Here is a 25,501-nt window from a genome sequence, read left to right as displayed (position 1 = left end):
CGTGCGCGACGGCCAGCAACCGGCCAAGGCCTTTGCCGTGCCCGAAAACGGGCTGCGCATCGCCGGCCGCGCCATCGCCCAGCCGCCGCTGGCGCCGAAAAAGGCGTTCACCGATAGCGATTCGTTCATCGCCACCATGCTGCCGATGGCCGAACAGGCCGCCAAGCGCATCGGCATCGACCCGCGCTACCTGGTCGCCCAGGCTGCGCTGGAAACCGGTTGGGGCAAGTCGGTCATGCGCAACAGCGACGGCAGCAGCAGCCACAACCTGTTCGGCATCAAGGCCACTGGCAACTGGCAGGGCGAACAGGCCAGGGCCATCACCCGCGAATTCCGCGATGGTCAGTTCGTCAAGGAAACCGCCCAGTTCCGCAGCTACGATTCCTACCAGGACAGCTTCCACGACCTGGTGAGCCTGTTGCAGAACAATTCGCGCTATCAAGAAGCGGTCAAGTCGGCCGATAACCCTGAGCAGTTTGCACGCGAGTTGCAAAAGGCCGGTTACGCGACCGACCCGGGCTATGCGAAGAAAATCATCAGCATCGCCCAGCAAATGCAGAAGACACCGCAATACGCCATGGCTGGCAGCACCACGAACCTTTGAAAGGACTAAATCATGTCGAGCCTGATTTCGATCGGCCTGAGTGGCTTGAGTGCCAGCCAGGCGCACCTGTCGGTCACCAGTAACAACATCGCCAACGCCGCCACCAGCGGCTATTCGCGCCAGCAGGCCATGCAAGTGGCCGGTGCTTCGCAGTACATGGGCGCAGGTTTTCTGGGCAGTGGGACCACGCTGGCAGACGTGCGCCGTATCTACAGTGCCTACCTCGACAATCAGTTGCAGACGGCGACCTCCCTGCAAGCCGATTCCACGGCATTCCAGGACCAGATCACCGGTATCGACAAGTTGCTGGCTGACCGTGACACCGGCATCAGCTCGGTGCTCACGGCCTTCTTTTCGGCCCTGCAGACAGCGGCAGCCAAACCGGGCGATGTGGCTTCGCGGCAATTGCTGTTGACCCAGGCGCAGACCTTGAGCAACCGTTTCAACGCCGTCAGCACCCAACTGACCCAGCAGAACGATGTGATCAACTCCCAGCTCGATACCTTGGCGGGGCAGGTCAACAAGCTCACCACCAGCATCGCCGAATACAACAAGCAGATCGTGGCTGCCAGCGGCACCGGCAGCACGCCCAACAACCTGCTCGACGCCCGCAGCGAAGCCGTGCGCCAGCTGAACGAACTGGTGGGCGTGACCGTTCAGGAGCGTGAGGGCAACTACGATGTGATCCTGGGCAGCGGCCAGTCGCTGGTGACCGGGAGCCGGGCCAACCCGCTGTCGGTGCAGCCGGGGGTGGCCGACAAGAGCCAGGCGACGTTGCGCATCAACTACGAGTCGTTCAGCTCGGACGTGACCTCGGTGGCCACCGGGGGCACCATCGGTGGCCTGTTGCGCTACCGCCAGGACGTGCTGACGCCGTCGATGAACGAGCTGGGCCGCGTGGCGCTGGTCGTCGCCGACAGCATCAACAGCCAGCTGGGCCAGGGCCTGGACGCCAATGGCCAGTTCGGCAGCTCGCTGTTCTCCAGCATCAACAGCGCCAGTGCCATCGCCCAGCGCAGCCTGGCCTCGTCGAACAACAGCGCAGGTTCGGGCAACCTGGATGTCACCATTGCCAACAGCGGCGCCCTGAGCACCTACGACTACGAAGTGAAGTTCACCAGCGGCAATCAGTACAGCGTGCGCCGCTCCGACGGCACCGACATGGGTTCGTTCGACCTCAATGCCGACCCCGCGCCGGTGATCGACGGGTTCAGCCTGTCCCTCAAAGGTGGCGCCCTGGCGGCGGGTGATAGCTTCAAGGTGATTCCTACTCGCTCAGCCGCGACCGGTATTGCCACAGTGCTCACCGATGCCAACAAGCTGGCATTCGCAGGCCCCGTAAGCGCTGCCGTCGGCAGTGGCAACAGCGGCACCGGCACCATCACCCAACCCAACCTTGGGCAAGCGCTGGATATCTACGGCGGTGCCGACACGGCGCTGACGCAGCAGGCGATCAAGGACGCCCTGCCGGTGCGCGTGGTGTTCGACGCAGCCAGCGGTGGGTCCCAGGGCTACAAGCTATTCGATGCCAAGGGCGCGCAGATCGGCACCGGCACCGTGGTGCCAGGCCAGGACAACAAGCTCTCGCTGTCGATCCCGATGCGTGATGCATCGGGCAACCCGATTCTCGACCCCAGCGGCAATCCGCGCAGCTTTGCGCTGGAAACCACTGTGGGTGGCAGCCCGGCAGCCAATGACAGTTTCACCTTGTCGTTCAACGTCGATGGCAAAGCCGATAACCGCAATGCCAATGCCCTGTTGAGCCTGCAGACCAAATCGACCGTGGGGACCAATTCCGGTGGCGGCACCAGTTTCACTTCCGCCTATGCCGCCTTGGTAGAGCGGGTGGGTGCCAAGGCCAGTCAAGCGTCCATCGATACCACGGCAACGGCCGCGGTACTCAAGTCGGCAAGTGAAAGCCGCAGCGCCGTCTCTGGGGTGAACCTCGACGACGAAGCCGCCAACCTGGTCAAGTTCCAGCATTACTACACTGCGTCGTCCCAGATCATCAAGGCGGCGCAAGAAACGTTCTCGACGTTGATCAACGCGCTATAAGGAGGCTGATCGTGCGAATTTCAACTGCCCAGTTTTACGAAACCAGCTCCAACACCTATTCCAAGAATTACTCGGATTTGGCCAAGATCACGGCCCAGGTGACCTCCAAGTCGCGCATTCAGACCGCAGGCGACGATCCAGTGGGCGCTGCGCGCTTGCTGTTGTTGCAACAGCAGAGCGCGTTGCTCGATCAGTACAGTGGCAACATGACCACCGTCAAGAACACCCTGCTGCAGCAAGAAAGCGTGTTATCTACCATCAACGATGCGCTGCAGCGGGCAAGCGAGCTGTCGATTCAGGCGGGTAACGGTGGTCTGAGCGACGCCGATCGCACCTCCATCGCCAGCGAAATCAAGGAGATCGAGGCCAACGTGTTCGGCCTGCTCAACTCCCGCGACGCCAACGGGGACTACATGTTTGGAGGGTCCAAGAATGCGACCCCGCCCTATGTTCGCAATGCCGACGGCTCCTACAGCTATCAGGGCGACCAGACCCAGATGAGTCTGCAGGTGTCCGACACCTTGCACCTGGCCATCAACGACAGTGGCTTCAGCGTCTTCGACCAAGCCACCAACAACAGTCGCACGCAATCGACCTTGCAGGCGCCGACGCCCAACGATGGCAAGGTGCTGCTTTCGGGTGGGTTGCTGACATCGGCCAATACCTACAGCGACAAGTTCGCCGCGGGCCAGCCTTATACGGTTACCTTTACCAGCGCCACTGAATACAGCATCAAGGACGCCGCCGGTAACGACATCACCAACGAAACCGCTGGCAAGGGCAAGTTCGATGTCAATACCGAAGGCGGCAAGATGATCTCGTTGCGGGGTGTGGATTTCGAGGTCAACCTGAACCTTGCCGAGGGTGACGATCCTGATGCCGTGGTGGCAGGGCATGTCTTCACCCTTGAAGCCAAACCAGACACCCTGACCGCTACCCGCAGTGCAGGCAACCCATCGACCTCTCAGGTCGTGGGCTCAAGTGTTACGGACCCCGATGCCTACCGCAGTACCTTCCCCAGCAACGGTGCAGTGCTCAGGTTCACCAGCGACACCGAGTATCAGCTGTTTGCACAGCCCTACGATGCCCAGAGCAAACCGATAGCGTCGGGCACCGTGGGGGCGGGTAATGCCGTGACGGTAGCGGGTGTGACCTATCAGTTCGACGGGGCGCCGGCTCAAGGCGATCAGTTCTCCATCAATGCCAATACCCACCGCACGCAGAACCCTCTGGACACCCTGGGGCAGTTGCGAAGCGTGTTGGAAAAACCCCTTGATACCCCTGAAGCGCAGGCTGCTCTGAAAGCTGCAACGGACTCGGCGATTTCCAACCTGGCCAGTGCGCGTGATCGCATCGACATTACCCGAGGCTCGATCGGTGCACGGGCCAATTCCCTTGAGATCCAGGCTCAGGAAAACGAAAGCCTTGGTCTGGCCAACAAGAGCACGCAAAGCGCTATTGGCGACACCGACATGGCGACCGCCACGATCCAGCTGACCCTGCAACAGGCGATGCTCGAAGCCTCGCAGCTGGCATTTGCACGCATATCGCAGTTGAGCTTGTTCGATAAGCTCTAAGTGGATCAGGGGGCGCGAAGCCAGGCTTTGCGCTCTGCTTCGCCGCAACCGATCAGGGCTGTGATTTTGCGACTTCGCTGCGTTAGCGCGCTCATCTGATGGCGCCCGCAGCGAAGGGTGCGTCAACGGCGAGCTCGATTGAAACTCGCGGTCTTGACCCTCAATGACGGGACATCCCGACGCACGACACGTGCACAATTCCACGTGGCATGACCCCTGATACCTGCCTTTCATTGCATTTCAATGTGACCAATGAGTCAAAACGGTCATCTTCCCTGTATTCTATGCAGCAGCTGTTGCAGCATTTTGTTACCGGTGCGCAGGCAGGCGCTGCTTTATCCCCTCCCCAGGCGGTGACGCTCCGGTTTTTGGCGCCCTCAATCGATCGAGTGGTGGTCTTTGGCTGTTTTCATTGGGAAGCCAGAATGATTGGCATCAAGAGTATCGCGAGTTACGTGCCCACCGCTGGCCTGGACAACTACGTCCAGGGTGCGAAGTTCGGCAAGGACGAAGAGTTCATGTTCGGCAAGATCGGTGCGTCCTTCCTGCCACGCAAGGCCCCGGAGCAGGAAACCTCCGACCTGTGCGTGGAGGCCGCCCGGGCACTGTTCGCCAACAACCCCGACCTCGATCCGCAGTCGATCGACGCGTTGATCGTGGTGACCCAGAACGGCGATGAAGAGGGCCTGCCGCACACCGCCGCCATCGTCCAGAGCAAGCTCGGGTTGTCTACCCGCGTGGCAGCGTTCGATATCTCCCTGGGCTGCTCGGGGTATGTGTATGGGCTGTACGCGATCAAGGGCTTCATGGAGGCGGCGGGCCTGAAGAACGGGCTGCTGATCACCGCCGACCCGTACTCGAAGATCGTCGACCCGGAAGATCGCAATACCACCATGCTGTTCGGCGACGCGGCCACCGCCACCTGGATGGCCGATGGCGCCATCTGGAAGCTGGGCGAGGCGCGTTTTGGCACCGACGGTTCGGGCGCCGAGCACCTGAAGGTGTCCGATGGCACGTTCTTCATGAATGGCCGGCAGGTCTTCAACTTCGCCTTGGTCAAGGTACCGGCTCACTTGCACGAGCTGCTCGATGCCAGTGGGTTGCAGTCGTCGGATATCGATGCGTTCTGTATTCACCAGGGCAGTGCGGCGATTGTCGATGCGGTAGCTCGCCGGTTCGAGGAGCATCACCCGGAGAAATTCGTGAAAGACATGCTGGAGACGGGCAATACCGTGTCGTCCAGCGTGCCATTGCTGCTGCAGAAGCACATGCTCGACGGTAGCTGGAAGCGGGTGGCAGTGAGTGGGTTCGGGGTGGGGTTGTCCTGGGCTTCGGCGATTCTTTATCGCGATTGATGTGTCCGCGGTGGGGTAGGGGCGTTCTGCCTTTGTTCGGGCTGGTCCCTGTGCTTAATCGGTTGAGCCCAACTTCCAGGGCTGCTTAAAGGCCCATCGCGGACGGTGCCAAAATCAGCTGCTAAGCGCAAACCTGGGTCCGCTGCGCAGCCCATCGCAGCCGGTCCGGCGCCCCGGCGAGGCCGCTCCCACCCCAACCGCGTGACGCCTGAATTCGCGGGCTCGCACTTTGTGGGAGCGGCTTCGCGCTGCGATGGGCCGCGCAGCGGCCCCGACATTTCCTGACGCCAAGCTGCATACCTTGAACCTTCGCCACCTCCTCTTCAGCCCCCAGTTCGCCAAGCCATCCCTCGACTCGCTCCAGACGCCGTCATCCCCCTCATACCTCCCCACCCCGCTTTTTGACGCCAAAATTCCGCGCTTAACCCCTTGATTTTCCAGGGCTGGCTGCATGCCAGCATTTTTTTTTGCAAAAACCCCTCAAGCAACCGGGCCATCCGACGATAACCATTACGAAGGTTCTCTAGGCCACACCCGGCTGTCGCCAGGGCCGGAAGCCGCAGTATCCATACCACGAGGAATTCGTCATGGCTTTGACCGTCAACACCAACATCACCTCCTTGAGCGTTCAGAAGAACCTGAACCGCGCTTCCGAAGCGCTGGGTACTTCGATGTCCCGCCTGTCCTCTGGCCTGAAAATCAACAGTGCCAAAGACGACGCCGCTGGCCTGCAAATTTCCAATCGCCTAACCAGCCAGATCAAAGGCCTGAGCGTTGCCGTAAAAAACGCCAACGACGGCATCTCCATTGCCCAGACCGCTGAAGGCGCAATGCAGGAATCGACCAGCATTCTTCAGCGTATGCGCGAACTGGCCCTGCAGTCGGCTAACGGCTCTAACAGCGATGACGACCGTACTTCCTTGCAGCAGGAATTCACTGCTCTGTCCGGCGAACTGAATCGTATTGCTAGCACCACCACCTTCGGTGGTCGCAACCTGCTGGATGGCTCCTTCGGTAGTACTGCTTTCCAAGTGGGTGCAAGCGCTAACGAAACTATTTCGTTCAGCATGAAAGACGTAAGTGCGACCGGTTTGAAGGGTAGCTACAGCGAAGCGAATGTTGCCGGTAGTGTTACTAATCTCTCGGCTTCTGTAGTAGGTAAAGTTTTCACCCCGCCTCCTGCTAGTTTTACAACTACCGTTGATCTTTCCTCGTTCTCTGCTTTGGGGAACGATGAAGTAGCGAAGTTGACTGTCGGCTCAACAGATATTGATATCAAAGGGGCAGTTACCACCCCTGCAGCAGCACCCGCGGAGAATAACGACAAAGCAACGCTTTCTGCCGCATTCGAAGCGGCGCTTGCCGCGGAAAGCATCACCTTCACTAAAGACGGTGATAAATACAGCCTCTCCAGCCCAACAACCTTCACCGCAACTACTAGTGGTACAGATGCTGGAAAGCTTGGTTTCACTGTTCCAGCAGTAGCAGCAGCGTCTGCTACCAAAATTAGTATCAATGATAAAGAGATCACCATCCCTGCAGGCAAAACTGCTGCTGAAATAGCAGGTATCATCAATACCGATACCACAGACACTGGTGTGAAAGCGGCGGTCGATTCCGCAACCGGCCGACTGCTGCTGAGCTCTGAAGGTGGTAAGGCGATCAAGCTGGAGAACGGTACTGCTGGTGCTTTGTCCTCTTTAGGTCTGTCTTCTGGCTCGACTCAAGCTAAATTGGTCGCGGATACTTCCATCACTCTTAACAACGTTGAAGTGAAGTTCAAAAAGGGCGATGACATGGATGCTGTGGTAGCTGCTATTAACAGCGCTAGCACCGGCGTCACTGCCAGCAAAAACGAAGACAATACTCTGAGCCTTTTCTCTGACGGCAACATCTCTATCGCAGATGGTAGCGCTGGCACTGGTTTGAAAACTTTGGGTCTTGAGGCCAAAGTAGGTACTACCACTGCTACTACTGTGGAAACCACTGTTTCTGACCTGAATATCCTGAATGCAGCAGATTCTCAGGTTGCTATCCAGGCTCTGGACGCGGCCATCGCCCAGGTTGACAGCCAGCGCGCTCAGCTCGGTGCCGTGCAAAACCGCTTCGACAGCACCGTTGCCAACCTGAACAGCATCTCGGAAAACTCCACCGCTGCCCGCAGCCGTGTACAGGACGCCGACTTCGCTTCGGAAACCGCCGAGCTGACCAAGCAGCAAACCCTGCAGCAGGCATCCACCGCGATCCTGTCCCAGGCCAACCAGCTGCCGTCTTCGGTACTGAAACTGCTGGGCTAATTGCCAAAGCAGGCTAAGTTTGACGAAGGGTACGTTCACGTACCCTTTCGTCTTTTCGTCACTTGAGGGTGTAAGTCGTGGATATAAGCATGAAGCTGGGCCTGTCCCATCCCGCTGCCATCACGCCGGAAGCGCCATCCAGCGCACGGCCACCCAGCGAGCCGGTCAAGGCCGAGCCCGCCGACAAGGTTTCCGAGCCCGTAGCCCGGCCTGATCTGGAGAGCGCCGTCAGTGCCATCCAGGATTTCGTCAAGGCTTCGGAGCGACAACTGGATTTTTCCATCGACGACTCCACCGGCCAGGTGGTGGTCAAGGTCATCGCCCGACAAAGCGGTGAAGTCATTCGCCAGCTGCCTTCTGAAGCTGCGCTCAAGCTGGCGGAAAACCTCAAAGATGCCAACAGCCTGTTGTTCAGCACTCAGGTTTAAGTTGGCACGGCTTTTGTTTACCAGCGCACGGATGCTTTTTCGTCGGGATACCGGCGGTTACGATAAAGGAGATGTGATATGGCAAGCTCGACCATCAATGGGCTTGGCTCTGGCCTGGACATCAGCGGCATTGTGAAGGCCCTGGCAAGTGCCGAGAAGGCGCCCAAGCAAACCCAGATCAACAACCAGACCACCACCGCCACCACCTCGCTTTCGGCCATCGGCTCCGTCAAGAGCGCGCTCGAAACGTTCCGTGCCGCAGTCGCCAAGCTCAACACCGCATCGAGTTTTTCAGGCCTGGCTTCTTCGTCCTCGGACGAGGCCATCGCCAAGATCAAGCTGGGCGACGGCGCTTCCTCGGGCAACTACGCGCTTGAAGTCACCCAGCTGGCGACCGCCTCGAAAATCTCCACCCAGATTTATGAAAAGACCTCGACGATCGTCAACGACTCGGGTGAATCCCAGACCCTGACCATCAACCAGGGCAATGCGACCCACAGCGTAAACATTGCCGCGGGCGCCACACTTCAGCAGGCGCGTGACACGATCAATGACCAGCTGCAGTCCAAGGGCATCACGGCCAACATCGTGACCGATGCCAGTGGGTCGCGGCTCATTTTCTCATCGACCAAGATGGGCGAAGGTACCGAGTTGACGCTGGGTGGCGATGCCAGCATGGCGCAGGGTGTGTCTACCGTTGCCACGCCGCAGAACGCCAAATACACCCTCGATGGGCTGGCGCTGGAGTCTGCTTCCAACACCGTGACTGGCGCGATCAGCGGTGTGGACATAACCCTGGTCAAGGAAGGCAAGTCCAACCTGGCCGTCACCAGCAACAGCGACACGCTCAAGACGTCGGTCAAGTCTTTCGTCACTGCCTACAACGCGCTGATGACCACCATCAACACCCAGACCAAGGTCACTACCGGGGCCGATGGCGCAGCCACAGGTTCGGCCGCGTTGACCGGCGATGCCACCATGCGCTCGCTGGTCAATTCCGTGCGCAACGAGATCAGTCATAGCGTCGGTGCAACGGGTCTGCGCACCTTGTCGCAGCTCGGAATCAACACGGTGCAGAAAACCGGCCTGCTGGAGTTCAACGACACCAAGTGGGATGCGGCGGTCAAAACCTATGGTGCCGACATCAACAACCTGTTTACAGGCAAGGATGGGCTGTTGACGCGCATGACCAACGTCACCGAGGAGTACACCAAAGCCGGTGGCATCCTCGCCTCGCGCCAGACCAGCCTTACCAACCAGCTCAAAGAGCTCGAGGAGTCGCAGCAGGCGTTGGATCGGCGCATCGATTCACTGACGGACACCCTGACCAAGAAGTACAACGCGATGGACACCATGGTTGCGCAGCTCAAGGCGACCAGCGACAGCGTCATGACCACGCTCAACGCGTTGAATAAAGCCAAGAGCGACAGCTGACAGCGCTAAAGAAAACGCGCGGGGCGCCGATAAACTGGCTATACGGCCCCCGTCCAGCCTTGTTCACTGAGGATTTACCATGCACCCGATGAGAGCCCTTCGCCAATACCAGAAGGTCAATTCCCACGCCCAGATCTCCGAGGCCACGCCCCATCGTCTGGTGCAGTTGCTCATGGAAGGCGCGTTGGATCGCATGGCTCAAGCCAAAGGCGCCATCTCTCGCGGTGACGTGGCACAAAAAGGTGTCATGTTGGGCAAGGCCGTCGACATCATCGGCGGCCTGCGCGAAGGGCTGGACAAGGACAAGGCTGTCGACCCGGATGAACTTGATCGCCTGGACAGTCTGTACGAGTACATGACGCGCCGGCTGACCCAGGCCAACCTACACAGTGATCCCGAAATAATCGATGAGGTCGCACGACTCATGATCACCGTCAAGAGCGGCTGGGATGCTATCGCGACTGCCGAGTAACAACCTCTCTGCAAGGAGTCACCTATGAGCGCATTGCATCAGATTGCCCACACCTGCCACGCATTGAACGAAGCGCTGGAAGCTCGCGATTGGGTGACCATTGGTCAATTGGACTTGGGTTGCCGTGCGCTCGTCGATGAGGCGCTGGTAGCCGACCAGGAAGATGCGACCGCGCTCAAGGCGAACCTGGAGGCACTCATGGCCGTGTATCGTCAGCTAATCGACGTTGCAAGTGATGAGCGTCAATCTCTGGTCGCAGAAATGTCGAATATCAATCAAGCCAAACAGGCCACAAAGGTATACCATCTATTCAGCTGAGATTGCGTGAGGCCGGATGCAGCCCGCACTTCTACGGCGCCATATATTTGACTGCTCGGACGTTTTTGACTTTACTAGTGCCTGTTCTCGTATTCCAGACGTCGAAACACTGACCATTCAGTCGGAATGATGTCGAGCACGCCTTCGGGCGCCGATATGACTAGGGAAGTTGCTATTGCATGTGGCGTGAAACCAAGATTCTCCTGATCGATGACGACAGCACCCGCCGCCGCGATCTGGCGGTGGTGCTCAACTTCCTGGGCGAAGAAAACCTGTCCTGCGCCAGCCATGACTGGCAGCAAGCGGTCGAGCCCCTGTCTTCGAGTCGCGAAGTGCTTTGCGTACTCATCGGCACTGTTAGCACGCCCGGCACGCTGCTTGGGTTGCTTAGGACAGTGCTTTCATGGGATGAGTTCCTTCCAGTCTTGTTTTTAGGTGATATTTCTTCGAGCGAGTTGCCTGAAGAGCTGCGCCGTCGCGTGATGTCGAACCTGGAAATGCCGCCCAGCTACAGCCAATTGCTCGACTCCCTGCACCGTGCGCAGGTGTATCGTGAGATGTACGACCAGGCCCGTGAGCGCGGCCGTCAGCGCGAGCCGAATTTGTTCCGCAGCCTGGTGGGCACCAGCCGTGCCATTCAGCACGTACGCCAGATGATGCAGCAAGTGGCCGATACCGACGCCAGTGTGCTGATCCTGGGCGAGTCGGGCACGGGCAAGGAGGTGGTGGCGCGCAATCTGCACTACCACTCCAAACGCCGCGAAGCGCCGTTCGTGCCTGTCAACTGTGGCGCGATCCCGGCTGAGTTGCTGGAAAGCGAACTGTTTGGCCATGAAAAAGGTGCGTTCACCGGCGCCATCACCAGCCGTGCGGGTCGCTTCGAACTGGCCAACGGCGGCACGTTGTTCCTGGATGAGATTGGCGACATGCCGCTGCCCATGCAGGTCAAGTTGTTGCGCGTGCTGCAGGAGCGTACGTTCGAGCGGGTGGGCAGCAACAAGACACAGAGCATTGATGTACGCATCATTGCCGCCACCCACAAGAACCTCGAAAACATGATCGAGGCTGGCACCTTCCGCGAAGACCTGTATTACCGGCTTAACGTCTTCCCTATCGAAATGGCGCCCCTGCGCGAGCGCGTCGAAGACATCCCGCTGCTGATGAACGAGCTGATCTCGCGCATGGAGCACGAAAAACGTGGCTCCATCCGCTTCAACTCGGCGTCGATCATGTCCCTGTGCCGCCACGGCTGGCCGGGCAATGTGCGCGAGTTGGCCAACCTGGTCGAGCGTATGGCCATCATGCATCCGTACGGGGTGATCGGTGTGTCGGAACTGCCGAAGAAATTCCGCTACATCGATGACGAAGACGAGCAGATGGTCGATAACCTGCGCAGCGACCTGGAAGAGCGCATTGCCATCAACGGGCACGCGCCCAGCTTTAGCAACCCTGCCATGTTGCCGCCTGAAGGCCTGGACCTGAAGGACTACCTGGGCAGCCTGGAGCAGGGGCTGATCCAGCAAGCACTGGACGACGCCAACGGCATCGTCGCGCGCGCTGCCGAGCGCTTGCGCATTCGCCGCACCACGCTGGTCGAGAAAATGCGTAAGTATGGGATGAGCCGGCAGGGTGGTGAAGACCAGGCAGAGGAGTGATCGTGGTCGATAGGCGGTAGATTCTCTGCCGGAGTGCAAAGTCTCCGGCAAATGTCGTAAGCCCTTATCTGCGGCACGGGTATTGCTACGCACTGGCCACCACACCGTTTTTATGACGGTCAGCCACGCGAGAGAGCACGATGCCCCAGGCCGCCCATGTATCCCGAGCCCTTTCCCCCCAGGCGCAGTCACTGGTCGAGCAGGAAAGCCGCCAGGGTGTCGAGCAGGCGTTCGCTTTGTTCGACCAGGTCTCCAGCCAGCTCAGCCAGTCCTACAGCCTGCTCGAAGCCCGGGTCAGTGAGCTCAAGGGCGAGCTGGCGGTGGTCAGCGCCCAGCGCATCGAGGAGTTGAACGAGAAAGAACGCCTGGCCAACCGCTTGCAGCATTTGCTGGACCTGCTGCCGGGCGGGGTGATCGTCATCGACGGGCAGGGTAGCGTTCGCGAAGCCAATCCGGCCGCCTGCGAGTTGTTGGGCAAGCCATTGATCGGCCAGCTGTGGCGTGAAGTCATTGCCCGCAGTTTTGCCCCGCGCCTGGACGACGGCCATGAAGTGTCCCTGCGCGACGGCCGTCGCCTGTCCATTGCCACGCGCTCGCTGGATGCCGAGCCGGGGCAGCTGGTGCTGCTCAACGACCTGACGGAAACCCGTCGCCTGCAAGACCAGTTGGCACGCCACGAGCGATTGTCCTCGCTCGGGCGCATGGTCGCCTCGCTGGCGCATCAGATTCGCACGCCGCTCTCTGCTGCCATGCTCTACGCCAGCCACCTGGCCGACCCTGAACAGGCGTTGACCACTCAGACCCGGCAGCGCTTCGCTGGCAGTCTCAAGGAGCGTCTGCATGAGCTGGAACAACAGGTCCGCGACATGCTGGTGTTCGCCCGTGGCGAGTTGCCACTCACGGATCGAATTTCTCCGAAAGCCTTGTTCCAGGCGTTGCAGCAGGCTGCGCAGACGCATGTTCACGGGCACGCGGTGCGCTGGCAGTGTGACAGCCGCCTGGGTGAGCTGCTGTGCAACCGCGACACGCTGGTGGGTGCACTGCTGAACGTGATCGAAAACGCCACCCAGGCCAGCCAGGGCGCTGCGCGGCTCAAGGTGCACCTATGGCGTCGCCAGCAGACCCTGCACCTGTGCATCAGTGACGCTGGCACTGGCATTGCACCTGATCTGCTCGCCCGTCTTGGCGAGCCCTTCCTGACCACCAAGTCGACCGGTACGGGGCTCGGGCTGGCGGTGGTCAAGGCGGTGGCCAAGGCCCACCACGGCAGCGTGCAGGTGCGTTCGAAGGTGGGGCGCGGCACCTGCGTGCGGGTGGAGTTGCCCTTGATCGACGGGTCGTTGGCGGAGAGCCGGTGATGACGGTGAATGTGTTGCTGGTCGAGGATGACCGTGTGCTGCGCGAGGCACTGGCCGATACCCTCGACCTGGGTGGTTTCGCCTACAAAGCGGTGGACAGTGCAGAGCAGGCCCTGAAAGTGGTGCACGAAGAACCCTTCAACCTGGTCATCAGCGACGTGAACATGCCGGGCATGGACGGCCACCAGTTGCTGGCCCAGCTGCGCCGCCAGCAGCCGCAATTGCCGGTATTGCTGATGACCGCTCACGCGGCCGTGGAACGGGCGGTGGAAGCCATTCGCCAAGGTGCGGTGGATTACCTGGTCAAGCCCTTTGAACCCAAGGCGCTGCTCAACCTTGTGCAGCGGCATGCCGCCGGGCGTATAACGGACGAGGAAGGCCCTGTTGCACGCGAGCCCTCCAGCCGGCAGTTGCTGGAGCTGGCCGCACGCGTGGCGCGCAGTGGCTCGACCGTGTTGATTTCCGGTGAGTCGGGCACGGGCAAGGAAGTGCTGGCGCGCTACATCCACCAGCAGTCCCCCCGTGCCAGCCAGCCGTTCGTTGCGATCAACTGTGCCGCCATTCCGGACAACATGCTTGAGGCCACGCTGTTCGGCCATGAGAAGGGTGCCTTTACCGGGGCGATCGCTGCCCAGCCCGGGAAGTTCGAGCAGGCCAACGGGGGTACCTTGCTGCTGGACGAGATCTCGGAAATGCCCCTGGCCTTGCAGGCCAAGTTGCTGCGGGTGCTGCAGGAACGTGAGGTCGAGCGGGTAGGGGGGCGCAAGCCCATCGCGCTGGATATCCGCGTGGTGGCCACCACCAACCGGGACCTGGCGGGCGAGGTGGCTGCCGGTCGTTTTCGCGAGGACCTGTTCTACCGGTTGTCCGTGTTCCCGCTGGCCTGGCGCCCCCTGCGCGAGCGGCCCGGCGACATCGTTCAACTGGCCGAGCGCTTGCTGGCTCGTCACATTGCAAAAATGCAGCATGCCCCCGTGCGCCTGTCCGCCGACGCGCAGGCCTGCCTGCAAGCCTGGACCTGGCCTGGCAACGTGCGTGAGCTAGATAATGCATTGCAGCGCGCCTTGATCCTGCAGCAAGGCGGGGTGATCGAGGCGGCGGATTTTTGTCTTGATGGCGCCATTCCCTTGTCAGGTGGCACTGTGCCACTATCTGGGCAAGGTGGACTTGCAGCCGAGCAGGGCGACGACAAGCGGCGTCACGAGTACCAGCAGATCATCGATACCCTGCGGGCCGAGCGAGGTCGGCGCAAGGAAGCGGCCGAGCGCCTGGGGATCAGCCCGCGCACGCTGCGCTATAAGCTTGCGCAGATGCGCGACGCCGGTTTCGACGTCGAGGCCAGTCTGTTTGGCGAGTAAGACAGTCGCGTTTACCCTGCAGACGTCATCTCTAGCGCGGGTAATCCAGCGCTCTTTTAGGCATCGCCCGCCAAGCGTGCGTGATCTTCACGGTGCTTCGTAGCCTGATACGCCCGTTTTTTCCTAGACGTATTCACCCTTTCATAAGGCTGGCACCTTTGTTGCTTTACGAAGGCTATCCGCCGCATGACTGTCAAAAATATGCGGCCGCCGGAGAGAGAAGCTCATGACCCAAGGTGTTGAATTCAATCGTCTGATGCTGGACATGCGGGCCATGCAGGCCGATGCCATGTCGCTGCCGAAAGTATCAGCCGCCCCTGAGCTGGCCCCAGGGCAAAGTACCTTTGCCGACATGCTGGGCCAGGCCATCGGCAAGGTGAATGACACCCAGCAGGCCTCTTCGCAGCTGGCGAACGCGTTCGAAATCGGCAAGACCGGGGTCGACCTCACCGACGTGATGATTGCCTCGCAGAAAGCCAGCGTTTCGATGCAGGCCTTGACCCAGGTACGCAACAAGCTCGTCCAGGCGTACCAGGACATCATGCAAATGCCGGTTTGAGGGCAGACGTAGACCATGGCTGAAGCAGTCGTCGACAACGCGCCCGCCAAGGGCGGCGCGCCAGCGCCCAAGGCACCCCTGGTGCGCCTGGCGTTCCTGGAAAACATTGCGCAGATGCCCATGCTGCGTCAGATCGGCCTGATGGTCGGCCTGGCTGCCAGCGTGGCGATCGGCTTTGCCGTGGTGCTGTGGTCGCAGCAGCCGGACTACCGTCCGCTGTACCCCAGCCTGTCGGGCATGGACACCAAGCAGGTCATGGACACCCTGGCGGCGGCCGACATTGCCTACAACGTGGAACCCAATTCCGGGGCCCTGCTGGTCAAGGCCGACGACATCTCCCGTGCGCGCCTGAAGCTGGCAGCTGCGGGCGTGGCGCCTACCGACGGCAACGTCGGCTTCGAGCTGCTCGACAAGGAGCAGGGCCTTGGCACCAGCCAGTTCATGGAGGCCACGCGTTACCGCCGCAGCCTGGAAGGCGAATTGGCGCGCACCGTGTCGAGCCTGAACAACGTCAAGGGTGCCCGCGTGCACCTGGCCATTCCCAAGAGCTCGGTGTTCGTGCGCGATGAGCGTCGGCCCAGTGCATCGGTACTGGTCGAGCTCTATCCAGGTCGTGCACTTGAGCCCGGCCAGGTAATGGCCATCGTCAACCTGGTGGCCACCAGCGTGCCTGAGCTGGACAAGTCCCAGGTCACCGTGGTCGACCAGAAAGGCAACCTGCTGTCCGAACAGATCCAGGATTCTGCCCTGACCCAGGCCGGTAAGCAGTTCGACTACAGCCGCCGAATGGAAGGCATGCTGACCCAGCGTGTGCACAACATCCTGCAACCGGTGCTGGGCAACGACCGCTACAAGGCCGAAGTGTCTGCCGACCTGGACTTCAGTGCGGTCGAGTCCACCTCCGAGCAGTTCAATCCGGACCAACCGGCGCTGCGCAGTGAGCAGTCGGTCGACGAGCAGCGCGCTAGCAGCCAGGGCCCACAAGGTGTGCCGGGCGCGTTGAGCAACCAGCCACCGGGTGCCGCTTCGGCGCCACAGACCACTGGCGGTACCGCAGGTGCAGCGGGCGCCATCCAGCCTGGCCAGCCGTTGGTCGATGCCAATGGCCAGCAGATCATGGACCCGGCCACCGGCCAGCCGATGCTCGCGCCTTATCCGTCCGACAAGCGCCAACAGAGCACCAAGAACTTCGAGCTCGACCGCTCCATCAGCCATACCCGCCAGCAACAGGGGCGCATGACGCGCCTGTCCGTGGCGGTTGTGGTGGACGATCAGGTCAAGGTGGACGCCGCCACCGGGGAGACCACCCATGTGCCGTGGGCTGCCGAGGACCTGACGCGCTTCACCCGGCTGGTCCAGGATGCCGTTGGCTTCGACGCCAGCCGGGGCGACAGCGTGACCGTGATCAACGTGCCGTTCGCGCCAGACCGTGGCGAAGAGATTGCCGATATCGCGTTCTACCAGCAGCCCTGGTTCTGGGATATCGTCAAGCAAGTGCTGGGCGTGCTGTTCATCCTGGTGCTGGTGTTCGGCGTATTGCGGCCTGTGCTCAACAACCTGACAGGGGGTGGCAAGCAGCCTGCCCTTGAAAATGACATGGAGCTGGGCGGCATGATCGGTCTAGATGGCGAACTGGCCAACGACCGCGTCAGCCTGGGTGGCCCGACAAGCATTCTGCTGCCTAGCCCCACCGAGGGTTACGAGGCACAGCTCAACGCAATCAAAGGCCTTGTGGCCGAAGACCCGGGCCGCGTAGCCCAGGTCGTCAAAGACTGGATCAACGCCGATGAGTGATAACCGAGCCGTTACCGCCAAGCTGAGCCGCGTCGACAAGGCAGCCATCCTGCTGCTCTCGCTGGGTGAAACCGATGCCGCGCAGGTACTGCGCCACATGGGGCCCAAGGAAGTGCAGCGCGTGGGCGTGGCCATGGCGCAGATGGGCAACGTGCACCGTGACCAGGTCGAACAGGTGATGAGCGAGTTCGTCGAAGTGGTCGGTGATCAGACCAGCCTGGGCGTGGGCTCCGATGCGTACATTCGCAAGATGCTCAACCAGGCACTGGGCGAGGACAAGGCCAACGGCCTGGTCGACCGCATCCTGCTCGGTGGCAACACCAGCGGCCTGGACAGCCTCAAGTGGATGGAACCACGCGCCGTGGCCGACGTGATCCGCTACGAGCACCCGCAGATCCAGGCCATTGTCGTGGCTTACCTGGACCCTGACCAGGCCGGTGAGGTGCTGAGCAACTTTGACCACAAGGTCCGGCTGGACATCGTATTGCGCGTCTCGTCGCTCAATACCGTGCAACCTGCTGCCCTGAAGGAGCTGAACCAGATTCTGGAGAAACAGTTCTCCGGCAATTCCAACGCCGCGCGCACCACCCTGGGTGGCATCAAGCGTGCCGCCGACATCATGAACTTCCTCGACAGCTCCGTGGAAGGCGCCCTGATGGATTCGATCCGCGAAATCGACAGCGACCTGTCCGAGCAGATCGAAGACCTGATGTTCGTCTTCAACAACCTGGCCGATGTGGATGACCGCGGTATCCAGGCGCTGCTGCGCGAGGTGTCTTCCGACGTGCTGGTGGTGTCGCTCAAGGGCGCGGACGAGCGGGTCAAGGACAAGGTGTTCAAGAACATGTCCAAGCGTGCTTCGGAACTGCTGCGTGATGACCTCGAGGCCAAGGGTCCGGTCCGTGTCAGCGATGTCGAAACGGCCCAGAAGGAAATCCTCACCATCGCCCGTCGCATGGCCGAAGCCGGCGAAATCGTGCTCGGTGGCAAAGGTGCCGAGGAAATGATCTAAGCGGCGAGCCGCCATGGGTCAGCGCAAGGCGATTGCGTCACGCACGCAATCTGCCTTAGCGTGCAGTCTTCGGCAGGCGGTATGGCGCCTGGCACCCTGATAGACAGGTTTTTGAATGTCGACCAAAGAACATCACCCCAGTGACCTGATCCGGGCCCGCGACCTCGAGGGCGTGGACGTCTGGACGTTGCCCAGCTTCGACCCCCAGCCCGCGCACGAGCCTGAGCCCGAACCGGTCGAGGTGGAGGAAGAAGTCGAGGAAGTGCCGCTGGAGGACGTTCAGCCGCTGACCCTCGAAGAGCTCGAAGCTATTCGCCAGGAAGCCTACAACGAAGGCTTCGCAACCGGTGAGCGTGATGGGTTTCACAGCACCCAGCTCAAGGTGCGCCAAGAGGCTGACGAGGCCCTGAAGGCGAAGCTGGGCAGCCTGGAAAAGCTGATGACCCATTTGATGGAGCCCATCGCCGAGCAGGACACCCAGATCGAAAGGACCCTGGTGCACCTCGTGTCGCACATGGCGCGCCAGGTGATCGGCCGTGAACTCACGAGCGATTCCAGCCAGATTACCCAGGTGCTGCGCGAAGCCCTCAAGCGCCTGCCCATGGGTGCCGACAATATCCGTATTCACCTGAACCCGCAGGATTTCGAACTGGCCAAGGCCTTGCGCGAGCGCCACGAAGAGCAGTGGCGCCTGCTCGAAGACAGCACCCTGCTTCCCGGTGGCTGCCGTATCGAGACTGCCCACAGCCGTATCGATGCGACCATGGAAACCCGCATCGAGAAGACCGTCGCGCAGTTGTTCGATCAGATGCATGACCATGCGCTGCACCCGGCAGCGCCTGATGTGAGCGTTGACCTGGACGCGCCGGTGGAGGACGCCGATGCGCCTTGACCGTACTAGCTTCGCCAAGCGCCTGGGCAGTTATGCCGAGGCCATCGAGGTGCCGGCGCAACCGGTGGTCGAGGGGCGACTGCTGCGCATGGTAGGCCTGACCCTGGAAGCCGAAGGGCTCAGGGCAGCCGTGGGTAGCCGCTGCCTGGTGGTCAACGACGACAGCTACCACCCGGTGCAGGTCGAAGCGGAAGTCATGGGGTTCTCTGGGTCGAAGGTGTTCCTCATGCCGGTTGGCAGCATTGTCGGCATCGCCCCGGGTGCCCGCGTGGTGCCGCTCGACGACGGTGGTCGGCTGCCCATGGGCATGAGCATGCTGGGCCGGGTACTGGACGGCGCGGGCCGCGCGCTGGACGGTAAAGGCGGCATGAAGGCCGAGGACTGGGTGCCGATGGACGGGCCGGTGATCAACCCGCTCAACCGCGACCCCATCAGCAAGCCGCTGGACGTGGGCATCCGCAGTATCAACGGCCTGCTCACCGTCGGGCGCGGCCAGCGCCTGGGCTTGTTCGCCGGTACCGGTGTGGGCAAGTCGGTCTTGCTGGGCATGATGACCCGCTTCACCGAAGCCGAAATCATCGTGGTCGGCCTGATTGGCGAGCGGGGCCGCGAAGTGAAGGAATTCATCGAACACATCCTTGGCGAGGAGGGGCTCAAACGCTCCGTGGTGGTGGCTTCGCCCGCTGACGATGCGCCCCTGATGCGCTTGCGGGCGGCCATGTACTGCACCCGTATCGCCGAGTATTTTCGCGACAAGGGCAAGAACGTGCTGCTGTTGATGGATTCGCTGACCCGCTTTGCCCAGGCGCAGCGGGAAATCGCACTGGCCATCGGGGAGCCGCCCGCCACGCGTGGCTATCCGCCTTCGGTGTTCGCCAAACTGCCCAAGCTGGTCGAGCGAGCGGGCAATGGTGAGCCGGGTGGCGGCTCGATCACGGCGTTCTACACGGTGCTGTCCGAGGGCGACGATCAGCAAGATCCGATCGCAGACTCGGCCCGGGGTGTGCTGGACGGCCACTTCGTACTGTCGCGACGGCTGGCCGAGGAGGGTCACTACCCGGCAATCGACATCGAAGCGTCCATCAGTCGGGTGATGCCCCAGGTGGTCGATGCCGACCACCTTCGCCAGGCGCAGAAATTCAAGCAGCTCTGGTCTCGGTTGTCGCAGAGCCGCGACCTGATCAGCGTGGGTGCCTACGTGGCGGGCGGGGACCCCGAGACCGACCTTGCCATCGCGCTGCAGGCCAGGCTGGTGGAGTTTCTGCGTCAAGGGCTGCGTGAGAACGTGGGCATGGCGCAAAGCCGCGATCAACTGGGGGCGATCTTCACGCCCCCGGCGGGCTGATAGGCCATGGCATTGCCCGGACGTGCGGCGCGCCTGGCCCCCGTGGTGGACATGGCCGAGGAAGCCGAGCGCAAGGCGGCCCAGCGCCTGGGCCATTTCCAGCAGCAGGTGGCCACGGCCCAGGCCAAGCTAACGGAGCTGGAGCGCTTTGGCGAGGATTATCAACAGCAGTGGCTCAACCGGGGCGGCCAGGGTGTAGACGGAAACTGGCTGGTCAACTACCAGCGCTTTCTCGGCCAGCTGGAAACGGCCATGACCCAACAGCGCCAGAGCCTCACCTGGCACCAGAACAACCTCGCCAATGCCCGCGGCACCTGGCAGCAGGCGTATGCGCGGGTAGAGGGCTTGCGCAAGCTGGTGCAACGCTATATGGACGAGGCGCGGCGCGCCGAGGACAAGCGCGAGCAGCGCTTGCTCGACGAGTTGTCCCAGCGGCTGCCGCGGCAGGGGCCGCTGTAGCTGGGGGAGCTTGATCTAGCCCCAGGTCTCTGCCCACCGGCCAATACGGCTCCCATCCCCGCTTGCCCCCTCGCCCCATCACTGCTACACCTTCATGGAGCCGCATCCGCCATCATCGAAGGAATCGCTAGCATGGCAGTGGAAACCGATGTCTCGCAGGACGGTAAAAAGCTGACGATCAAAATCAAGGGACGTTTCGATTTCGGCAAGCACCAGGCCTTTCGTGAGGCCTACGAACGCCAGCCACGCCGCCCTGACGCGGTCATCGTCGACTTGCAGGAGGTGACCTACCTGGACAGCTCTGCATTGGGCATGCTTCTGCTGCTGCGCGATCACGCCGGCGGGGACGAGGCGGATGTGCGGGTCGTCCATGCCAATTGCGACGTACGCAAGATTCTCGCCATCTCCAATTTCGACAAGCTTTTCGACATCAGTTGAGCGCACCGATGGCTGATGAGCTTGGGTTGACCGTGCTGGTGGCTGAAGATGGCGCGGCCGATCGTCTGCTATTGGCGCAGATCGTCAGGCGCCAAGGACACGACGTGTTCACTGCCGAAAATGGCCAGCAAGCCGTGGACGTGTTCAAGGCTCAACGCCCGCAAGTGGTGCTACTCGATGCGTTGATGCCGGTCATGGACGGCTTCGAGGCGGCGCGGCAGATCAAGGCCCTGGCTGGCGAAACCCTGGTGCCCATCATCTTTCTCACGGCACTCAACGAAGAACAGGCCCTGGTGCGTTGCCTGGAAGCCGGTGGGGATGATTTTCTGGCCAAGCCCTACAGCGCAGTCATTCTGGCAGCCAAGATTCGGGCCATGGACCGGCTGCGACGGCTTCAGGCCACGGTGCTGGATCAGCGCGATCAGATTGCGCGGCACCACCACCATTTACTCAACGAACAGCGGGTGGCCAAAGCCGTATTCGACAAGGTGGCCCATTCTGGCTGTCTGGACGCACCGAACATCCGCTTTTTGCAATCGCCGTACGCGCTGTTCAACGGCGACCTGATGCTGGCCGCGCTCACGCCGTCCGGGGACATGCGCGTGCTGCTGGGGGACTTCACCGGGCACGGGCTGCCGGCTGCCGTGGGGGCCATGCCGCTGGCCGAAGTGTTCTACGGTATGACGGCCAAGGGCTACGGCATGGCGCAGGTATTGCGAGAGATGAATGCCAAGCTAAAGCGCATTCTGCCTGGCGACATGTTCTGCTGCGCACTGCTGGTCAACCTGAGCATGCAGCGCGGCGCAGTGGAGGTATGGAATGGCGGCATGCCTGATGGCTTCCTGCTTTCCACTGGGGGCAAGGTGTTGTCTGCATTGAGTTCCCGGCACTTGCCGCTGGGTGTTCTGGGTGCTGAGCAGTTTGACGACCAGACCGAAGTCTGGCCGCTGGCGCCGGGCGAGCGGCTGCTGCTGATGTCCGATGGGGTGCTCGAAACCGCCGATGATCAGGAGCGTCTGTTCGGTGAGCAACGCCTGCGGGCGGTATTGGCCGACAACCGCAATCCCGCGCTGTTGTTCGATGAGCTGCTCGACGCGCTACAACGCTTCGGTGGGCGGGCGCGCGACGATGTCAGCTTGTGTGATATACGCATGCTGGGTGCGCAATTGCCGCAGCCCATGGCGATGTTGCCTCAGGACCTGGGCCGCTGTAGCGCCATGGACTGGTCGCTGAGTTTCGATGTGAGAGGAGAAAGCCTGCGCCGTTTCAACCCGGTACCCTACCTGGTGCAGTTGTTGCAGGAAATACATGGCCTGCGTTCATCGGCCGGCACCCTCTACAGTGTGCTGAGCGAACTGTACTCTAATGCGCTTGAACATGGCGTGCTGGGGCTGGATTCTCGGCTCAAATGCGATGCGCCAGGCTTTGCCGATTATTATCAGGAGCGTGCCAGGCGCTTGCAGGTGATCGAAGAAGGCTACGTGCGCATCAATCTTGCAGTTGAACCGCTCGCCGCTGGTGGGCGTCTGAAAGTGGAGGTCAGGGACAGCGGCGAAGGGTTCGACGTGCAGCGGGTGCTTGCGCAGCCATTGCCAGAGCAAGGCCTCAGTGGCCGGGGAATGGCACTGGTCAGGCGCCTGTCCACTGTGGCGCGCTGGACAGAGGGCGGGCGCTGTGCGCACGTCGAGTTCATCTGGTGAGTCCGCGTCGGGCTCTGCCATAATCTGACTTGATCAAGGAGCGAACAAGTGGCTGACATGCATATCGACCACAAGGTACTCAGTGACCTGCGTGAAATCATGGAAGACGGCTATCTGCAGCTGGTGCAGACCTTTCTGGACGATTCCGAACGGCGTCTTGGCCAACTTCACGCTGCCCGCAGCGCAGTGGAACTCGGCGCCGCCGCCCACAGTTTCAAGGGCAGCAGCAGCAACATGGGCGCCGTTGCGCTGGCAACTCTGTGCCAGGAACTCGAGGACAAGGCCCGCCATCCCCCGCTGCTGGGCATCGAAGACCTTATCAACCGGATTGATCTGGAGTTTGCCGAGGTGCAGCGCTTCTACCGTGCCGAACATCATCGGATATCGGCGGGTTAGCCCACGCGCTTGCCGCCCCCGTATGAGTTGGCGCGAGTTTTGCTGGGTAATGCCCGTGATCATTTTGTTTATGGCGCGGAGACTGCTCAATGCCTGTTGCATCCAACCCTTTGCTGCAAGCCAACATCAAGGCTGACGCAGCCCGTTCTGCTAGCGCCACCGCCGCCAAACCCCAGCAGACGCTGGGCGAGCAGGGTGATGGCTTCGGTCAGATGATGGCCAGGCAGGGGCGTGACAAGGTTGCCGGCGCTGCAGACAAGAACGCTTCGAGCAAGGCCGCTGAAAAGGCTGAAGCGGCCTCAAGCGGCAAAGGCAAGCCTGCCGACAAGCGCAGCGTTGCCGATGACGGCAATGCCTCGCCCACCGAGCACGCCACCCAGGCCGACACTGGCATGCGCGATGCCAGCCTGGTTGCCGGTCAAGTCACTGACGCGCAGCCTGGCGCCCAGTTGATCCAGGCCCAGGCCGAGGCGGTAGCCCCTGTTTTGCAGGCTGCCAATGATCAGCCGCCGTCCGAAGAGGCGCCAGATTTCGACCCTGCTGCCGATGCCCTGGCGAACTTGCCTACCCTGCGCCTGGCCCTGGAGCACAGTGCCCAAGCCAAGGGGGCCACCTCGGCCCATGCCGCAGACCCTGGTCAGCAACAGGCGCAGGCTGCGTCCGTCAATACCTTGGCGCAGGCGGGGCAAGGGGCCGAAGAAGCTTCCACCGACACCGGTGACAAGGCATTTGGCGCATTGCTCGAAGAAGGGTTGAAAGACACCAAGGGCGCCAACAGCGATACCCGAATCGATGACTTCGCCAGCCGCCTGGCCAACCTCACCCAGGCGGCAACGGCCAAGACGGCCAACGCCGTGCCGGTGAACCCCAACCCGTTGCAGCAGCCGCTGTCGATGAACCAGAACGCCTGGACCGAGGGGCTGGTGAACCGAGTCATGTACTTGTCCAGCCAGAACCTCAAGTCGGCTGATATCCAGCTTGAGCCTGCCGAGCTGGGGCGCTTGAACATCCGCGTCAATGTCGCCGCCGACCAGGCTACCCAGGTGACCTTCATCAGCGGCCACGTCGGTGTACGCGATACGCTGGACAGCCAGGTGCACCGGCTGCGCGAACTCTTTGCCCAGCAGGGCCTGGCCCAGCCGGATGTCAACGTGGCCGATCAGTCGCGAGGTCAGCAGCAACAAGGGCAGGCGGCGCAGGGGCAGGGGGGGAATGGTCTGTCCGGGGTGGCTGCGCGTGCAGGGGAGGGCTCGGTCGACGCAGCCGAGCGCGAACGGCCTGTGGAGCAGCAGGTCGTGATTGGGGACAGCGCTGTGGATTATTACGCCTGAGGCGGCTGAAGATAGGGTGACCGCCCGGCTGCCAATGCTGTTCATGTAAGACCGCTGGGGCCGTGTAATGGCCCCAGCCTGGACGCTCGCCTATTTGGCATAACACTTGCTCACCCCAAGCCATCTTCCCAGTTACTCCCGATGGACGACGGAATATTGGCATGGCGAATACCGAAGCAGTCAAAGACCCTGCCCCAAAAGGCAAACTCAAACTGATCCTCCTGGCCGTGGGTGGCCTGCTGGTGGCCGTGGGCATTTCCGTGGGCGCCACATGGTTCATCATGCACAAGAGCGAGCCTGCGCCTGCCGAGCAGGAAGGCGCCAGCACTACCAAGCCAGCGGCCATCTACGAAGCGCTCACACCCGCGTTCGTGGTGAACTTCAACCAGAATGGTCGCCAGCGCTACATGCAGGTCAGCATCACCTTGCAGGGGCGCAATCAGGCTGACCTCGATGCCCTTAAAGTGCACATGCCGGTCATCCGTAACAACCTGGTGATGATGTTCTCCGGGGTCGGCTTCGATACCCTGGCCAGCAGTTCGGTCGGCCAGGAAATGCTGCGCCAGAAAGCGACCGTCGTGGTGCAGGAAGTGGCCCAGAAAGAAGTCGGCAAGCCCGTGATCGACCAGTTGCTGTTCACCAATTTCGTATTGCAGTAGGAGCA

At 61.4% G+C, this 25,501-nt stretch carries 23 protein-coding genes; all 23 read left to right on the top strand.

Annotated features, from left to right (window positions below; all coding sequences use genetic code 11):
- On the top strand, positions 1-604 hold a 604-nt coding region (gene flgJ, locus B2Y33_RS06785; RefSeq protein ID WP_288632792.1), incomplete at its 5' end, for a flagellar assembly peptidoglycan hydrolase FlgJ.
- Positions 605-616: 12 nt separating this feature from the next.
- The gene (gene flgK / locus B2Y33_RS06780; protein WP_206405610.1) at positions 617-2,659 is read left to right on the top strand and encodes a flagellar hook-associated protein FlgK; all 2,043 of its coding nucleotides are present in this window, start codon (positions 617-619) and stop codon (positions 2,657-2,659) included.
- An 11-nt stretch (positions 2,660-2,670) separates the two neighbouring features.
- Entirely contained in the window at positions 2,671-4,236 is a 1,566-nt protein-coding gene (locus tag B2Y33_RS06775) for a flagellar hook-associated protein 3 (RefSeq protein ID WP_059183749.1), read from the top strand.
- 425 nt (positions 4,237-4,661) lie between these two features.
- Positions 4,662-5,591 (top strand): ketoacyl-ACP synthase III, encoded by a 930-nt coding sequence (locus B2Y33_RS06770; protein WP_023533948.1) that lies wholly within the window; start codon positions 4,662-4,664, stop codon positions 5,589-5,591.
- A 587-nt stretch (positions 5,592-6,178) separates the two neighbouring features.
- The gene (locus tag B2Y33_RS06765; RefSeq protein ID WP_206405609.1) at positions 6,179-7,888 is read left to right on the top strand and encodes a flagellin; all 1,710 of its coding nucleotides are present in this window, start codon (positions 6,179-6,181) and stop codon (positions 7,886-7,888) included.
- Between the two features lie 77 nt (positions 7,889-7,965).
- Positions 7,966-8,316 (top strand): flagellar protein FlaG, encoded by a 351-nt coding sequence (locus B2Y33_RS06760; protein ID WP_128610306.1) that lies wholly within the window; start codon positions 7,966-7,968, stop codon positions 8,314-8,316.
- A 78-nt stretch (positions 8,317-8,394) separates the two neighbouring features.
- Positions 8,395-9,750 carry a flagellar filament capping protein FliD gene (fliD, locus tag B2Y33_RS06755; protein WP_027915943.1) on the top strand — a complete coding sequence of 452 codons (1,356 nt, stop codon included), beginning with the start codon at positions 8,395-8,397 and terminating at the stop codon, positions 9,748-9,750.
- A 79-nt stretch (positions 9,751-9,829) separates the two neighbouring features.
- Positions 9,830-10,222: a flagellar export chaperone FliS gene (gene fliS, locus B2Y33_RS06750; protein ID WP_145128581.1), complete on the top strand. Its 393-nt coding sequence runs from the start codon at positions 9,830-9,832 to the stop codon at positions 10,220-10,222.
- Between the two features lie 24 nt (positions 10,223-10,246).
- A complete protein-coding gene (locus tag B2Y33_RS06745) occupies positions 10,247-10,540 on the top strand; it encodes a hypothetical protein (protein ID WP_027915945.1) in 294 nt (97 codons plus the stop codon).
- 179 nt (positions 10,541-10,719) lie between these two features.
- Positions 10,720-12,195, top strand: a complete 1,476-nt coding sequence (gene fleQ / locus B2Y33_RS06740) for a transcriptional regulator FleQ (protein WP_288632789.1) — start codon at positions 10,720-10,722, stop codon at positions 12,193-12,195.
- 140 nt (positions 12,196-12,335) lie between these two features.
- Positions 12,336-13,553: a sensor histidine kinase gene (locus B2Y33_RS06735; RefSeq protein WP_028687993.1), complete on the top strand. Its 1,218-nt coding sequence runs from the start codon at positions 12,336-12,338 to the stop codon at positions 13,551-13,553.
- A complete protein-coding gene (locus B2Y33_RS06730; RefSeq protein WP_206405607.1) occupies positions 13,553-14,911 on the top strand; it encodes a sigma-54-dependent transcriptional regulator in 1,359 nt (452 codons plus the stop codon). The genes B2Y33_RS06735 and B2Y33_RS06730 overlap by 1 nt, the downstream gene beginning before the upstream one ends.
- Positions 14,912-15,137: 226 nt before the next feature.
- Positions 15,138-15,470, top strand: coding sequence for a flagellar hook-basal body complex protein FliE (gene fliE / locus B2Y33_RS06725; RefSeq protein WP_023533916.1), 333 nt, complete (start codon positions 15,138-15,140; stop codon positions 15,468-15,470).
- 15 nt (positions 15,471-15,485) lie between these two features.
- Complete coding sequence (fliF, locus tag B2Y33_RS06720; protein ID WP_023533998.1) at positions 15,486-17,264, top strand: flagellar basal-body MS-ring/collar protein FliF; 1,779 nt, start codon at positions 15,486-15,488, stop codon at positions 17,262-17,264.
- The gene (fliG, locus tag B2Y33_RS06715) at positions 17,257-18,276 is read left to right on the top strand and encodes a flagellar motor switch protein FliG (protein ID WP_023533955.1); all 1,020 of its coding nucleotides are present in this window, start codon (positions 17,257-17,259) and stop codon (positions 18,274-18,276) included. Before fliF ends, fliG begins: the two co-directional genes overlap by 8 nt.
- 115 nt (positions 18,277-18,391) lie before the next feature.
- Positions 18,392-19,168 (top strand): flagellar assembly protein FliH, encoded by a 777-nt coding sequence (gene fliH, locus B2Y33_RS06710; RefSeq protein ID WP_088523278.1) that lies wholly within the window; start codon positions 18,392-18,394, stop codon positions 19,166-19,168.
- The gene (fliI, locus tag B2Y33_RS06705; RefSeq protein ID WP_023533988.1) at positions 19,158-20,513 is read left to right on the top strand and encodes a flagellar protein export ATPase FliI; all 1,356 of its coding nucleotides are present in this window, start codon (positions 19,158-19,160) and stop codon (positions 20,511-20,513) included. The genes fliH and fliI overlap by 11 nt, the downstream gene beginning before the upstream one ends.
- A 6-nt stretch (positions 20,514-20,519) precedes the next feature.
- On the top strand, positions 20,520-20,972 hold the full coding sequence (gene fliJ, locus B2Y33_RS06700) for a flagellar export protein FliJ (RefSeq protein WP_027915950.1): 453 nt from the start codon (positions 20,520-20,522) through the stop codon (positions 20,970-20,972).
- Positions 20,973-21,104: 132 nt separating this feature from the next.
- Complete coding sequence (locus B2Y33_RS06695; RefSeq protein ID WP_027915951.1) at positions 21,105-21,410, top strand: STAS domain-containing protein; 306 nt, start codon at positions 21,105-21,107, stop codon at positions 21,408-21,410.
- 8 nt (positions 21,411-21,418) lie between these two features.
- The gene (locus B2Y33_RS06690; protein ID WP_206405606.1) at positions 21,419-23,110 is read left to right on the top strand and encodes a fused response regulator/phosphatase; all 1,692 of its coding nucleotides are present in this window, start codon (positions 21,419-21,421) and stop codon (positions 23,108-23,110) included.
- Positions 23,111-23,158: 48 nt separating this feature from the next.
- On the top strand, positions 23,159-23,506 hold the full coding sequence (locus B2Y33_RS06685) for an Hpt domain-containing protein (RefSeq protein ID WP_027915953.1): 348 nt from the start codon (positions 23,159-23,161) through the stop codon (positions 23,504-23,506).
- Between the two features lie 89 nt (positions 23,507-23,595).
- Positions 23,596-24,837, top strand: coding sequence for a flagellar hook-length control protein FliK (locus B2Y33_RS06680; protein ID WP_027915954.1), 1,242 nt, complete (start codon positions 23,596-23,598; stop codon positions 24,835-24,837).
- A 161-nt stretch (positions 24,838-24,998) separates the two neighbouring features.
- Positions 24,999-25,496 carry a flagellar basal body-associated protein FliL gene (fliL, locus tag B2Y33_RS06675; protein WP_023533973.1) on the top strand — a complete coding sequence of 166 codons (498 nt, stop codon included), beginning with the start codon at positions 24,999-25,001 and terminating at the stop codon, positions 25,494-25,496.
- Positions 25,497-25,501 lie beyond the last annotated feature (5 nt).

This window comes from Pseudomonas sp. UBA5666 (genome assembly GCF_002420785.1).
Lineage (GTDB): Bacteria > Pseudomonadota > Gammaproteobacteria > Pseudomonadales > Pseudomonadaceae > Aquipseudomonas > Aquipseudomonas fulva.
The sequence above is the reverse complement of the archived record's forward strand: the minus strand, read 5'-3'. Positions and strand labels throughout refer to the sequence as shown.

Coding starts and splice junctions, on each gene's coding strand:
- B2Y33_RS06690 (WP_206405606.1), top strand. CDS start 21,419: ATGGCTGATGAGCTTGGGTTGACCGTGCTGGTGGCTGAAGATGGCGCG.
- flgK (WP_206405610.1), top strand. CDS start 617: ATGTCGAGCCTGATTTCGATCGGCCTGAGTGGCTTGAGTGCCAGCCAG.
- fliD (WP_027915943.1), top strand. CDS start 8,395: ATGGCAAGCTCGACCATCAATGGGCTTGGCTCTGGCCTGGACATCAGC.
- B2Y33_RS06765 (WP_206405609.1), top strand. CDS start 6,179: ATGGCTTTGACCGTCAACACCAACATCACCTCCTTGAGCGTTCAGAAG.
- fliH (WP_088523278.1), top strand. CDS start 18,392: ATGTCGACCAAAGAACATCACCCCAGTGACCTGATCCGGGCCCGCGAC.
- fliJ (WP_027915950.1), top strand. CDS start 20,520: ATGGCATTGCCCGGACGTGCGGCGCGCCTGGCCCCCGTGGTGGACATG.
- B2Y33_RS06695 (WP_027915951.1), top strand. CDS start 21,105: ATGGCAGTGGAAACCGATGTCTCGCAGGACGGTAAAAAGCTGACGATC.
- B2Y33_RS06730 (WP_206405607.1), top strand. CDS start 13,553: ATGACGGTGAATGTGTTGCTGGTCGAGGATGACCGTGTGCTGCGCGAG.
- fliE (WP_023533916.1), top strand. CDS start 15,138: ATGACCCAAGGTGTTGAATTCAATCGTCTGATGCTGGACATGCGGGCC.
- fleQ (WP_288632789.1), top strand. CDS start 10,720: ATGTGGCGTGAAACCAAGATTCTCCTGATCGATGACGACAGCACCCGC.
- B2Y33_RS06745 (WP_027915945.1), top strand. CDS start 10,247: ATGAGCGCATTGCATCAGATTGCCCACACCTGCCACGCATTGAACGAA.
- B2Y33_RS06680 (WP_027915954.1), top strand. CDS start 23,596: ATGCCTGTTGCATCCAACCCTTTGCTGCAAGCCAACATCAAGGCTGAC.
- fliF (WP_023533998.1), top strand. CDS start 15,486: ATGGCTGAAGCAGTCGTCGACAACGCGCCCGCCAAGGGCGGCGCGCCA.
- fliS (WP_145128581.1), top strand. CDS start 9,830: ATGCACCCGATGAGAGCCCTTCGCCAATACCAGAAGGTCAATTCCCAC.
- fliL (WP_023533973.1), top strand. CDS start 24,999: ATGGCGAATACCGAAGCAGTCAAAGACCCTGCCCCAAAAGGCAAACTC.
- B2Y33_RS06770 (WP_023533948.1), top strand. CDS start 4,662: ATGATTGGCATCAAGAGTATCGCGAGTTACGTGCCCACCGCTGGCCTG.
- fliI (WP_023533988.1), top strand. CDS start 19,158: ATGCGCCTTGACCGTACTAGCTTCGCCAAGCGCCTGGGCAGTTATGCC.
- fliG (WP_023533955.1), top strand. CDS start 17,257: ATGAGTGATAACCGAGCCGTTACCGCCAAGCTGAGCCGCGTCGACAAG.
- B2Y33_RS06735 (WP_028687993.1), top strand. CDS start 12,336: ATGCCCCAGGCCGCCCATGTATCCCGAGCCCTTTCCCCCCAGGCGCAG.